General features: G+C 45.9%; 8 protein-coding genes. 3 read left to right on the top strand and 5 right to left on the bottom strand.

Annotated features, from left to right (window positions below; genetic code table 11):
• Positions 1–2 precede the first annotated feature (2 nt).
• Positions 3–3,254, bottom strand: coding sequence for a DUF1553 domain-containing protein (locus tag ABWH99_RS11955; RefSeq protein WP_375586504.1), 3,252 nt, complete (start codon positions 3,252–3,254; stop codon positions 3–5).
• A 394-nt stretch (positions 3,255–3,648) separates the two neighbouring features.
• Between ABWH99_RS11955 and ABWH99_RS11950 the strand changes: the two genes are divergently transcribed.
• Complete coding sequence (locus tag ABWH99_RS11950; protein WP_375586503.1) at positions 3,649–4,662, top strand: LacI family DNA-binding transcriptional regulator; 1,014 nt, start codon at positions 3,649–3,651, stop codon at positions 4,660–4,662.
• A 36-nt stretch (positions 4,663–4,698) separates the two neighbouring features.
• On the opposite strand, the gene ABWH99_RS11945 is transcribed toward ABWH99_RS11950, so the two are convergent.
• The 3 genes from ABWH99_RS11945 to ABWH99_RS11935 form a co-directional block, all read right to left on the bottom strand.
• On the bottom strand, positions 4,699–6,984 hold the full coding sequence (locus ABWH99_RS11945; RefSeq protein WP_375586502.1) for an FAD-dependent oxidoreductase: 2,286 nt from the start codon (positions 6,982–6,984) through the stop codon (positions 4,699–4,701).
• Between the two features lie 274 nt (positions 6,985–7,258).
• The gene (locus tag ABWH99_RS11940; protein ID WP_375586501.1) at positions 7,259–8,041 is read right to left on the bottom strand and encodes a glycerophosphodiester phosphodiesterase; all 783 of its coding nucleotides are present in this window, start codon (positions 8,039–8,041) and stop codon (positions 7,259–7,261) included.
• Positions 8,042–8,639: 598 nt separating this feature from the next.
• Positions 8,640–9,416 carry an alpha/beta hydrolase gene (locus ABWH99_RS11935; protein ID WP_375586500.1) on the bottom strand — a complete coding sequence of 259 codons (777 nt, stop codon included), beginning with the start codon at positions 9,414–9,416 and terminating at the stop codon, positions 8,640–8,642.
• 429 nt (positions 9,417–9,845) lie between these two features.
• Between ABWH99_RS11935 and ABWH99_RS11930 the strand changes: the two genes are divergently transcribed.
• Positions 9,846–10,112, top strand: a complete 267-nt coding sequence (locus tag ABWH99_RS11930; RefSeq protein ID WP_375585647.1) for a transposase — start codon at positions 9,846–9,848, stop codon at positions 10,110–10,112.
• A 5-nt stretch (positions 10,113–10,117) separates the two neighbouring features.
• Complete coding sequence (locus ABWH99_RS11925) at positions 10,118–10,918, top strand: IS3 family transposase (RefSeq protein WP_375585646.1); 801 nt, start codon at positions 10,118–10,120, stop codon at positions 10,916–10,918.
• A 434-nt stretch (positions 10,919–11,352) separates the two neighbouring features.
• On the opposite strand, the gene ABWH99_RS11920 is transcribed toward ABWH99_RS11925, so the two are convergent.
• Complete coding sequence (locus ABWH99_RS11920; protein ID WP_375586499.1) at positions 11,353–13,992, bottom strand: DUF5686 and carboxypeptidase regulatory-like domain-containing protein; 2,640 nt, start codon at positions 13,990–13,992, stop codon at positions 11,353–11,355.
• Positions 13,993–13,996 lie beyond the last annotated feature (4 nt).

Below are 13,996 nucleotides of genomic sequence, written 5' to 3'. Positions count from 1 at the left end.
GGCTATTGTTTCGTGTAAAAATCGAAATGATTAAACATTAAATTCGCCACCATCGTCAAGGCCGCTGTTTTTTCCCCGGATAGGGTCCGATCTACCTTCGAGGAGCCAACGGTTAATAATGCCTTTCGCTCTCGTTTATTCTGGTTGAAGTAACCTAGTTCTTCAAAATACATTTTTTGGAAAATATGCATTTCTTCTGGCTCTGGCATTCTTCCCAGCACCCTTCGGAATCCATAGGTTAATTGATCTTCCAGGCTATTTCCACCTTCTTTTTGCATTTTCTCAGCAAGCAAGCGGGAAGCCTCGATGATCTGTGGGTCGTTCATCAAAACCAGGGACTGCAATGGAGTATTGGTTTCTTGTCTCTCCACGATGCAATCCTCTCTTCCTCGGACATCGAAGGCAGTCATGGCCGGAGGCGGTGAGGTTCTCCGGATAAAAGTATACATGCTCCTGCGGTACAGGTCTTTCCCTTTGTCGGGAATATAGGTAAGTAAAAAATTGGAAAACTCTCCTTTTTCCTTCCATAATCCTTCTGGCTGATAGGGCTTGACACTCGGTCCGCCTACTTCATCCACTAATAAGCCACTGGCATGCAGGTAACTGTCACGTATAAACTCTCCCAGCAGCCGATGTCGTGGACCCCTCGCTAAATAGACATTATCCGGATCTACCTCAGCCAATTCCTCGTTTGCCAGGGACTGTTGTTTGTAGGTAGCAGACAATACCATTTTCTTTACCAGGGCTTTTACATCCCAGCCGGATTCTATAAAATCCACCGCCAACCAATCCAATAATAAAGGATGAGAAGGCAATTCGCCCTGACTGCCAAAGTCACCGACGGAAGCGACGATGCCTCTTCCGAAAAATTGATTCCAATACCTGTTTACCGCTACCCTGCTTACCAATGGATGATCCGAATGCGTGAGCCACTTCGCCAATCCCAGCCGGTTTCGAGGCCATTCGTTCGCCAAAGGTGGTAATACACCTGGAACAGCTACTGTCACTTCCTTCGTAGGCAAATTGTAATCTCCGCGATCCAGCATGTATGTTTTACGGGGTTGGGCTCTTTCCTTCATGACCATCACTTCCGGCTTGTTCTCCAGCATCTCAAGTTGCTCGTTCCTTGCCGCGTGCAACAATTCACGAATTTCCCGGGCCTCCCTATTTGTATGAAAGTCCAGGTGCTCCAACATAAAAGGACGCTTATGTTGCCTCACCGGAGAAAAATCCTTGTAACAAAATAGCTGGATAATTTCAAGCTCGGTCAATGCCCTGTTATAGATGTACAATTCGTCCAATGCACCCGTAAAAATACCGTTGTCTCCACCGAATGCACGATAACTTCTTGCAAGTCGTAAGGGCCTTTTTACGGAAATTCCCCGACTATCTCCCACCGGTAAGATACTCTTGTAAAGGTTATCCACGAGAACATCGGAAGCGGATGGTTTTCCATTGATGTATAGCCGAGTACCGGAAGCCGAAGCAGAACCGTCGTAGGTAAGGGCAATGTGACTCCAATCATTCCCAACAATTGGATACCTGGAAGCTATGTGGATACAATTATGGGGTAACGCGTGGATAAGCCGCACATGCAACCGATTAATGCTATCCATGTACACCTCATATCCTCTGAAAAAATTATTTTTATTGCCCGAATTAGCCAGCAGCGAACGATACGGTTCCTGACTTTCTGGCTTCGCCCAAAACGAAAAGGAAAACGAAGAAGTCATTTCAAATAGCCCCTGCCCGGGAATTTCCAAAAAGTCCGACTCGTTCTTAAAAAGCATCCCGGTGCCCGCCGGAGAAGAGATAAATTCCGGACTACCTTTCACATTTGCCAAAATCTTTCCAGATCTGTCAGGACTAACGCCCTCGTCAACGGTATCGAAACCGAAATGCGCAACCAATCCCATTTTTAGCGTTTTTTCGGGTGACCATTGTTCGGGCAGGCTACGGATCTCCTGCTGCTGCCGAAAATTTTCATGGGCTTTTTCCTTTTCAATTTCCAAAGATTGGATGTTCGCTTTCAACTTTTTCAGCTCCAATTCCTCCGCGTCTTCCAGGTACAGCATCAAAGGTCCCGAATTTCCATCATTCCCAGTCATGCCCAATTCGTCCATGTTGTTGAAAAAAGCTGCCATGCTGAAGTAGTCCTTTTGCGACAGTGGGTCAAATTTATGGTCATGGCATCGGGCACAATCCAACGTCAAGCCTAAAAATGCTTTTCCTATTGTCTCCGAACGGTCGAATACGTATTCCAAACGGTATTCTTCATCAATTATTCCGGCTTCCGAATTCGTCTGGTTATTCCGATTGAATGCTGTAGCCAAAACCTGCTTTTTGGAAGGATTTGGCATCAAGTCGCCCGCTACCTGCCACTCAATAAAACGATCGTAGGGCATGTTTTCATTGAAAGCCTCGATGACCCAATCTCTCCAGGGCCACATCAGCCGGTAGCCATCCGCATGCAAGCCATTGGAATCTGCATACCTTGCGACATCGAGCCAGTCCAGCGCCATCCTCTCTGCATAAGCAACTGTTGCCAATAAGCTGTCTACCACCTTTTCATAGGCATTGGAAGATGTATCGGCTAAAAAACGATCAACCAGCTCCAAATCAGGGGGCAATCCGGTCAAATCCAAACTGACTCTTCTAATTAGTCGTTCTTTCTCTGCCATAGGGCTGGGAAACAAGCCAACTTGATCCATTTTTGCCAGTACAAAATAATCTATTTCGTTATAGGGCCAGGTGGTATCAGAAACTGGAGGTAACATTCCTTTTTCTGGTTTGGTGTACGCCCAATGCGCCTTGTACTGCGCCCCCTGCTCTATCCATCGAATGATGATGCCCTTTTCTCGTGGAGTAAGGCTTAAATTCGATTGAGGAGGGGGCATCATTCGTTCCGGATCTTCCGAAATCAATCGTTCGTAAACTTCGCTGCGACGAAGATTCCCGGGTGAAATAGCTTGTTTATCCGGATCATTTGCCAAACGTCCATAGGCCGCTTCCGCATGATCTAGCCGTAAACCCGCTTCTCGGGTATTGGGGTCCGGGCCATGACACGAAAAACAGCGATCGGACAAGATTGGCTTTACGTGGATGTTGTAATCAATTTCTTCCGGTAAGGAATTTTCTACCCGAAGTATTTCGGTAGGTTTTTCAACGCCGCAAGAAGCCCCTACGGCTAAAACAAGCCAAAAAACTATTCCTTGTGATTTCAAAGAAAACCTGGATAAACTTGCTCTATTCATAACCCCGACGTAGTTTGTGGGAAATAGATACCCCTGGTTTTGTCAACGCTTTACAGGCACCGTTCACTCGCATCGTGAAACAGCTAATTGAGAAAACGTTGAACGCATTTCTTTTCAATGGTATAGGATAATGAATTCACTATTAAAATTATATTCTAAATTACTGTTATATTGCAACACAAAAAACGATCGCTCTATTTATTTTTGTTCTTTTATACCGAAAACGTTATCGGAAACGTTTACATTTAAAAAATCCTCAACGAAGTTCGGTTGTTTTACAAAATAGGCAAACAGCCGTCGGGGTATTTAACATGGGACTATTTAGTAAATGGATAACAAATGGTTTAATTTACAGACAATACCAGCAACAATATCGAGTAAACCAAACCTAACTTTGAAAAAACCAACTACCATAAAAGACATTGCCGAAAAACTCCAGGTTTCCATTGCCACTGTTTCCAGAGCTTTGAGAGGTTCCACTGAAATTAAAAAGGAGACAAAAAATGCCGTGTTGGAGATGGCCAGGCAAATGGATTACCACCCCAACCTGCTGGCTAGTAGCCTGAGCAGTAAAAAATCCAAAATCATCGGCGTGGTCGTTCCCACCATAAACCGTTACTTCTGGTCCAATTCCATCGCCGGTATCGAAAATATGGCCTACCAGGAAGGCTATAAAGTGATGATTTTCCAGTCCGGTGAATCTTTCAATAAGGAAGTTGAAATTGTGGAAACCCTGGCCAATAGTAAAGTGGATGGCATTATTATCGCCTTTTCAAAAGAGACCTGGACTTTTGATCATGTGCAACATGTGATTGATAGGGATGTTCCCGTGGTGCTTTATGAAAGGGCCTGTGCCAATCTGGGAACCTCAAAGATCAAAACAGACGATAAAAACGGAGCCTTTGTTTTGACCAACCATTTGATAGCGAGAGGAAGAAAAAATATCGCTTATATCGGTGGCCCGCTTGCCCTAGGGGTATGCAAGGATAGATTGGAAGGCTTTCATATGGCCCTACAGGCGGCAGGCTTACAGGTGAAGCAGCAGCTAATCATTACCCTTGAGGATTTTACTTTTGATCTTGCCGGGGAAGCTCTCCAAAAATTATGGGCCAATCCTGACAAGCCGGATGGACTCATTTGCTTTGCGGATATCCTGGCAATAGGGGCCATGCACGCTGCCCACCAATTGGGCATTCAAGTTCCGGAGCAATTGTCTATCGCCGGTTTCGGGAATGATGAAACGAGTCGCTTCATCAGTCCCCCCATCACCACCATGGCGCAACCTTCTTTTGAAATGGGGGAAATGGCTGCCCGGGTACTGCTTGACGAGATTGCCTATTCCGGGGAAGCTTCTGAGAAAAGGCATGAGGTCATCAAATCCAGGCTGATCATCCGGGAAAGTACCTGAAGCAATCGCCCGAAAACACCTGGACCGTAAAGGGTCTCAGCTTTCGTATACACCAATGCCAAACAATCCCGCTGGTACGTTCTTTCCCGGGTGTTGGAGCTGAAGAACCAGTTTTTTTATTGTAACCGTCGAACCAAACACTATCTCATACCTGCTTTGGTGATTATCTGCTTCCTGGTAAAGAAGCGTCCCTATTTCATCAAAGAGCCGAAATTCCCGCACACAAAAAGGCATCACCCGCTCATCGTGGCCCCGCAGCGTGGATTCCAGGGGATGGTCAAAATCGGTATCGAACCAAAGGACAATTTTCCTGATTTTCTGCTGTTCCGGCCAGGAAAAAGTAAGCGTCGGTTCCGGGTCCTTTGGATCCGTCACCCAGGCATTGGTTTGGGTGGTTGGCCGAAAGGTACCATTGAAAAGGTTTTCAGGACGGTATACCTGCACCTGGGGATTACAGGCGATGGCCAGGTTTTGCCCTCCCGGCCGCCTTTCCGGCAACCAAAAGTCAAAGGTATCTACACCCAGGCCTTCCGGCGGTTCCTGCCGGCTACCTTTGGCAACGTCCAGGTTGACCCGGTTAAAAACCGTCAGCAAACCGGATAGCCTAAGCTGGCTGATGCCCAGCTTTACCAGGGGATTTGCTTCAAAGGCTATAAAATAGTAAGCTGATGCATCCAAAAGTAGCCCAAAATCCACAGTCAGTTCCTGTTCCCCTTTGGAAACCGGAAACTCCTTTTCCGCCAACTGCCTGTCCGGGGTAAAGTTTCCCGGCAGACTACTGTGCAATAAGCGGACAACCAGCCTGCTTGCTTTTTTTGCCTTCACCACAAATGTAAAAACCGGAATCCTGCCCTTTTCCAATGGAAGCAGTTGCGCCATGCTGCTGTCCAGGGCTTTCCATCCGGCATCTGCCGGTAACTGCTGCAAACTAAAAGTAGAGGAAACAGATACCGAAGCCGTTTTGGCCAGGTTATCGGTATCCCGCAGCGGCATACCGGGCAGGTATTGGCCCATGCCCATCAGGCGCTGCTGGAGCTTCTCCATCAGCTCCTCTTCCAGAAGATCCCGGGGCAAAAGGTGCCGTTCTTTGCAAAGGGCGGCAGCCATTCCCACGGCCTGGGCATTGTGGGCACAGGTGGCCATCACCCTGGAGGAACCAAAAGCTACATGGCTGGCGCTGATGATCCTGCCTGCCAGAAAGAGGTTTTCAATGTTTCTGCTGTACAAACAGCGAAAAGGAATGCCATACACCCCTTTGGCATGCCATTGGGTGCAGCCGGGAAGCTCCCCATAGATGCCGTCTGCCGGATGCAGGTCCAGGGCCCAGCCCCCATAGGAAACCCTATCCGGATGGGTGCGCTGCTCCACCACATCCCGTTGCGAAAGCATGTAATCCCCCTCAAAACGCCGGCTTTCCCGCTTTCCAGGGATCATGCCCACCCATTCCAGGGTATGGGTTTCCATGTCCAGGTATTCTCCGGAATTCTTGATATGGTGCCAGATGCCATAGATGATGCGCCAGAGTTCCCATTTGATGGTTTCCGTATCGTGAATGGTATCCATTCTCCCCCCGTATTCGACCCACCAGAGGCGGCAGCCCCTGTCGTGCAGGTTAAAGGTATGGAAGCGGGGAAGGCTGGGCAGGTCGGTATTGGCAAAGGCAGGAGGAATAAATTGTACCGGCTTTCCGGAATCCTTGCTGTGGAAATACAGGGAATGACCCAGAAGTTCTCCATAGGCCTTTTCCGGTGCAAAGGCTTCATCAAATTCCTCCCTGGATTCCGCTCCAATGCGATAAGCCGCGCCGGAGAGGTACCCCAGGATGCCATCTCCCGACGCGTCCACGAATAACGGAGCCTCCAGCCTATATTGGGTGCTGTTTTGACTACAAAAGGCCAGGGCAGCTGCAATGCGGTTGTCTCCTTCTTTTTCACATCCATTTACGGCCGTGTTCAGCAAAAGGGTGATGTTGGTTTCCTGGGTCACTTTTTCCAGCAGGACCGTATCCAGGATCAGGGCATTGCCCTCCGGATTCCGGTATTGGTTTTCCAAAAGGATCTCATCGATGACACCACCCTCCCGGGCCCATCGGTTGTTATTGCCCATGCTGGAAGTAGCTCCCAGTATCCAAAGCCGGATTTCAGAGGAGGCATTGCCGCCCAGTACCGGGCGGTCCTGTACCAGAACGACTTCCATGCCCTGCCGGGCTGCCGTGATGGCGGCGCAGATGCCTGCCATCCCGCCACCTACTACAAGCAGGTCGGCGGTAAGTGTTTTGGAAGTTAGGGATCTATTACCAGAAAAAGGGCCTTCAACAAGCATACGAAAAGATTTTATGGGCGATATGACTTTTTTGCAAGGTACATAACCCAGTTCAATTCAAATTTCCCAATCAAAAAAATTTTGATCTGTTTTATTTCGAAAGTCCGTAAACCTGTCAGGTTTTTGTAGAAATCCAACCCAAAGCAATCTTTGCATAGAGGAAACCTGACAGGTTTATCCCTTTCACAATCACTGAAAGCAGCGTTATGTTGTGGATTTAGGAAAATTAATAAGCAGGGACTGGATAAATTGGGAGTAAAGCCCAGAGCTAAACTTACCTGAAAAACCGCTCGTAAACGGAATCAATTTGAAAGCTACAAACCCCTGCCTGCTTCAAATCTTCGACAACCTCTTCTATCGGACGAGAAATCCGGCCGCTTTCAAAAACCCAGGCATTCACTGCGGCCACCACCATGAAGCCCCTGTCCGTAGCCCATTTGAATTCCTCCGGGGAAATATCGGTGGAAAAAAGGTAGTAATTTTCAGGGCTAAAATCTTTTCGATTCAAATTTTGCTTCAGCTGGTCCATGCTGCAACTCAGTTTGAGCTTTCCGGTAAAATACTCCGTGGATGCTTCGGTACCGATCAGCAGGGCTTCCGACCGAAGATCGTATTGATCCAGCAGGGCTATCAGGGAATCAAACAGGTTCTCATTAAAACCGGAAATTTTGTTATCGATCATCACCTTGATCTTGCCCTGGCAATGGGCCAAAACAGTTTCCAGCGTAAGTACCTGCTGGCCCTCACTTCCTCTCAATTGCCGGATCTCCTTCCAGGTCATCTCGGACACCTCCCTGTCCACACCGTAATACCTTTTAAAATCCCGGTCGTGGTGGGTAATCAACAGGCTGTCTTTGGTTAGCCTGACATCCACTTCCACCCGATCGTATCCCCTCTTTATGGCTTCCTCCAGGGCGGCCAGGCTGTTTTCAGGCAGGGTATCGTTGACCACCCCTCCCCTGTGTGCAATAAGTTGATAGGGAGCAAAGCCTGATTCCTGGGCCAAAAGAGCGGAATGGCAAAATCCAGGGAGGAGCAATAGGAGTAACCACTTCATAAAGTCCATACGCATTTTTTTGTAGGAAACACCGAAAATACCAACGTTACACATCAATCGACGAATTAACAAGGGTAAAAACCTGTCAGGTTTCATCCACAAAATTGGTTGTTGGTTGAATAGCACCAAAAACCTGACAGGTTTGCGGATGCTAGGAAATAGGTAAAATTAGTGTTTATTGGTCAATAGTACCTAATCAAGAAAGACCTCTACCATCTTCCGGTACAAGGAGCCATACCGCTTGCCCAGGCTGCAAAGGCATTTGGGTAAAAAGCCATTCACAGCCAATTTGCCGTAAGTAATCCAATGTTAGCGTTCAACAAATATAAGTAGTCTTTACAGAACCTTATTCCCAAAAAATCCGATGTAGATGAAAGCCAAATTCCTCCGCTCTCTCGTATTTACAATGGCTGCCTTCCTAACCCTTTCAGCGCAGGTGAAGTAATCCATTTTTCAAAATAAAAGTTTAAATAAAGTAGAATAACAACTTAATTATTTTGATAATTCTTCAAATTTTTATCATAACGAACAATTCGTTTTCAATTTGAAATGTATGATTTCCGAATAAATAAAGATCCGTTAACTATTCAGTTACGGGTCATTGATTCAATATTTCTTTTATTTTTAATTGATATTCAGGGTTAAACGTCATTCCATTGTGTTGCTGACCCTTTAGCATGATCAGGCTGTCCTGCTCTTTAAAATGTGCTTTTAATTTAATGGAGGACCCCGGATAAATGACTTCGTCCTGATCACCGTGAAAAATCACCACCGGCATGGTACAGTTTTGGATATGCCGGAAATTTTCAAAAGGATACTTGTGTAAAAATGACGGAAAAATAGGGAAATAGTGTTGCACCAGATCGGATAAGCTATAATAGGGTGCCTGCAAAATCAACAATTTGGGATGATTGACGGAAGCCAGTTTTGTAGCCGGACCCGTGCCCATCGAATATCCCAAAACGATGATCTTCTGCTCTGAATACCTACCTTTCAACACATCATAAGCCCTTTGAACATCCTCATACAGTTGTGCCTGACCCTGAATCACCCCTTCGCTTTTTCCATAACCTCTATAATCCAGGATAAAAAGGTCATAACCTAATTTGGTAAATACCTCTGCTACCCCACCCCAGGTTCTTAATGATCCTGCATTTCCATGCAGGTAAAAAATGAGGCCTTTTGGATTTTCGGTTTTGAATAGCAATCCATTTAAGGTAATGCCATCTGTCATCGGGATGTTCATTTCTTCAAATTTTTGGTCAAATTGAAAGAGGAAATTGTCTTTTAGTTTTTCAGGAAAGAAAAAAAACTTCTCCTGAAAAGCGTATACCAACCCGTAAGCCACCAAAATCAGTATTGAAAATAACATCATCGGGATCATAAACCTACGCATCATAAACCAATTGACTTCAAATTCCCAAATTAACAATAAACTCGAAATATGCATTGGTCTATTTACGCCTCGGCACCCAGGTATTACGAGCTGAAACTGCTTAGGAGCCTTTTTTACCTTTACTTCTTCCTGTTCATTTTTGTCTTGACACAAAAACGAACCAAAAAAGTCAAGGCTGTCAAATGTTATTTCAAATGATGGGTTATGGTGCAGGGAATAAATTACTTTTACGTTGCCATCATTTGATTTTTGAATCTGGATTCCAGGCTAAAAATGAGTGGATCTCCTTGTGGGAGCTAACTCATTTTCTTAACGCCTTCCATCCTGCTCCAAAAACCATAACCTTTGAAGGGGTACTAGGCTGCTTTTTTTGAACAGGTTAAAACTAGAATTTTTAACTTAGTGATTATGAAAAAGAGCAAATTTAGCGAAGAGCAGGTCATCAAGATCCTCAAACTGCAAGAGGACGGCCACAAAGTAGAAGATATATGCCGGAAGTACGGCATCAGTTCTGCGACGTTTTACAGCTGGCGGAATAAATATTCGGGCATGGATGTGCAAGAACTTCGTCGTCTCAGAAGCCTGGAGGAAGAAAACAGTCGCTTGAAGAGAATAGTGGCCAACCAAAGTCTGGAGATTGACATGATCAAAGATCTTTTGTCAAAAAAGCCCTGACGCCCGTGCAAAAGCAGGAACAGGTGACCTACCTTGAAGATACCTACAAGGTGTCCCATGCATGGGCGTGCAGCGTCGTATCGGTATCCAGAACCACAAAGTATTACCAGAAGAAAATGCCAGCAAAAGATGCCCAGATCAAAACGATGATTGAGCAGGTGATAGGCTGTAGCCGAAAAGGCAGAAACAAGGTGATCTGCCTGGTGCAGAAAAAGTATCCTCACATTAGTGGTAGCAAGATCAGGCGCGTGTACGAGCAAGAGGGATTTAGCCTGCACAGGCGTCTGAAACGCAGGATCAAGAATCAGCCCGCCAATCCGATTGAGATTCCATTAGTGGCCAACCAAGAGTGGGCAATGGACTTTATGTCTGACACGTTGGAAAACGGGAGAAAATTCAGGACGCTGAACGTGGTGGATCATTTCAACCGTGCCTGCATGGGGATTGCGGTGGCACACAGCCTGCCGTCTGTACGTGTAATCGAATACCTGGAGCGTATGATTGAATTTCAGGGCAAGCCCAGGCGTATCCGAACCGACAACGGTCCTGAATTCAGAAGCAAGAAGTTTCAGGCATGGATGAGCGACCAGCAGATAACGTGGTCGCCAATCCAGAAAGGAAAACCCCAGCAGAACGGAATCGTAGAGCGGTTCAATAGAACCTTCCGGGAAGATGTGCTTGATGCTTACCTATTCAGTTCCGTTGCGCATGCTCAAGACCTAGCCGATACATGGAAACAAGATTACAACAATCAGAGACCCCACCAGTCACTGGGATACCAAACCCCTTCTGAATATGCGGCGTAAGGTTTTCCAAAGGAATAAAACTCCCAAAACAGGGAGACAAAAAGGCTGCCCACTGGACAGCCTTGGAACCCGTTTCGGTCGGCCAGCCCTATCCCTGGTGGGTTGCTCCTCAGCAGCGCCCACTTCCGTTTCGGACCGGCATGGCAAAATTCAAAACAAAAACCTACATTTACAACCTGTCAAAATTCCCAGCCATATACCAAGGCCGGAAAGGCATGATATAAAATGCTATTGTCCAGTTTTAGGATTGAATATTGTCATTACGATAGACGATCAGAAAATGCCAGCATCACAGCAGTTGGCTTCTTACCGTTTTTTCCCCCCTTCTTGGAACCCGGGGTAAAAAAATAAAGGTTAATGGAATGGTTTAGATTTACCCTGACAGCTCTTATTTTAAAATATTTTCCAGGTGGATATTCCCTCGCAATCAAACTTTATTCCCCTACATTGACCTGAATGAAAGTAGCGATACCAAAGCGAATCCCGCCTCTTTTGTAATTGCCGTTTTCAAACCCTGCGCCAATCTCTACCCGGAAAATCCGATACAAGTTGTCCAATGAATAACCCAACTCCCAATAATGGGGAGCGTTTTCGGTTTTTAAATAATTGAAAAATAGATTTTCACGGATTCCTGAAAACCGGAGCATCGGCAATTGGGTAAAAAGAAATTTTCTGAATTGATAATGCAGGATGCTACTGAAATAAGGACCTGCTGTGCTGTATTGGTAATAATCCAAAAATCGGAAATTGCTGGCCGCCCCCATATTACTAAAAATGGTCCGGTTACCTCCAAAATGTTTGAAATCCATAAAATAGACCTGGGAGCTGTTCAGGAAAGTACCCGTTTGCACGTTTACATCCAATTTGCCACTTACGCCAAAATTAAGTGCATGCTCCACCCCTACTTCCAGGTGATCGAATTTACCAGCTCCGGAGAAATTTTTGTTATAGTTAAATTTCACCAGGGGCGCAGTCTCCATTAAAGGGAATTTTCTTCCGTTTCTTATCCGATATTTCAATCCCGGTCTCCACTCAATGGAACCGCTTAGCAATACGGCCTCATTATTTGCAAAAGCTTCATTCCCTGCTTCCTGGTTGACTGGTCGATTGGAACCATACATTCGTTCCGGCTTATTGTAAAAACTATAGTCGGAATTGTTCTCCAGATTCACCCGATCCTCGAATCTAATATTCACCCTATAGGTGAAGGCATCCGTAATTCTGTGCGCCAGGTATAATCTGGTAAAGGTTTTCTCATACAGTTTCATGTAATTCTGCCTGAAAAATAAGGAATAAAGGGCATTAACCTGCTCATTGATGGGGTCCTCCCCATTGTATTGGTAAATGAATTTCCCTCCTTCTATACCCCAGGTATGGCCCGGCCTTCCTTTGGTCACCGAGCGCCTGATGTGCAGCATTCCGTAGGGCTTTTTACTTGCAAAACCATACCTGAATGCTGGTCTGAAATTCCAGGACCGCAGGTGATTGGTTACACTGTCTGCCATTTTGGTGTTCTTTTCAGCCCGATAGTATCCTGAAAATCCGATTTTAAACCCTTCTACCGTGTTGAATGATAGGTTGGTCCAATTGGAATGAAAACCGGCAGACCTGCCTTTCCCAAAATTGTAATCTCCACCCGTTAGAAAATCAAGTGGTTGGAATTTTCTTTTGGCTTTTTGAGCCACGGAGTCAACATCACTTTCCCGGGCCGCTTCTACCACAGCCAAACTATCATCCCTGCGATAGCCTTGTATCTCTTTGGCTGTCAGTTGGACCGGCCGAATGCTATCCCAATAGACAAGATCTCTTTTCCTGGCCATGGAATCTACGGTATAGGTTCTTTCGGATAGGACCTCCGCCTGCTCTCTTTCCTTTAGCGATTCCTTTTCATAGGCATTGACCATTTTTCTGAAATCCTTTCTGCTCATCTGATCAGCCGCTTCCAACTGTTCGATGGGGTCAGCGCTTTTGGTAACTTCCGGAAGGTGTTCGGGAATCTCCTCTACCTTTTCATCCAGAATCTTGGTATCCACCAGAAGATCGGGATTCAGGGTGATTTGGTAATCCCTTGTTGATGCCAGGTATTGGTATTCCCCGGCAAAACCAAAAAACGTTCCCCCGAACGTGTAGGTATGGGTCAGGGGCATCCAAATATTTTCTTCTACCGGAGCATATTGCTGGGTTACCCCAATATCAAAACCCATGAGGGAAGTTTTCAAATTCAGGCTATGAATGGCCCATAAATCCTCAACGATATAGATATACCCATCAAATACCTTTTCTCCTTTTGACCGGGGAATAACTCGAATTTTATTTACCAAAACCCCGTTATCAAAAAAATTTCCTGCTAATCGGAACCGGTAATAAACAAAGGCAGCCCTGGAGAGCGGAGAAACAACGCCATTGATTTGGTCATCGTAAAAACTGGCCCCGATATAGGGAGCAGGTGAAGTTTGGTTGTTTTCACCAGTGGACCGTATACTGATGACCGTCTCCGTAATTTCATCTGGCTGCTTAAAGTGAATTTTAGAAACCGATTCCGAAGTATAGGCTTCATTGAGTCCAACCCCCTCCTCTTTCAGTTTCTTTTTTAAAAAAAAGGGGGCATTGGTCAGTTCTCCGGTGCCTTTGATGTACACCATCATGCTGTATTCCTGAACCTGAAGGCGGTGAAATTTTGCTTTTGCGATGGCTTTTCGCATGACGGTAAGTGCCGGATCTTCCTGATCCCCCTTTACCTCTACTTCCTGCAAGGCAAATGTTTGCATTTCCAAACGTACATTCAGTTCTACCCAACTATCTTTTATTTCTACAGTCTGTAATTTAGACTGGTAGCCGAGGTGCTGGAAAATGATATCGTAGTTTCCGGGTGGTAGTTTCCATTCGAACCTTCCATCCTGGTTGGTGGGAATGCCATCATTCAGATTCCTTGCAAAAACGGTGGCGTAAGCCAGGGGGCTGCCTTCTTCTGAAGTGACCAAACCCCTGATCCCCTGCGATGATCCATTAAAAATAGAAGCTTGAAAAAGCACTAGGCAAGAGAACACCTTTATTTCGCTGGAAAAATCAATCATATCG

Origin of the sequence: Cyclobacterium xiamenense, from assembly GCF_042140265.1 — a bacterium.
In the GTDB taxonomy this organism is placed as follows: domain Bacteria; phylum Bacteroidota; class Bacteroidia; order Cytophagales; family Cyclobacteriaceae; genus Cyclobacterium; species Cyclobacterium xiamenense_A.
Note: the sequence above shows the minus strand (reverse complement) of the source record. Positions and strands in the feature narration are given on the sequence as shown.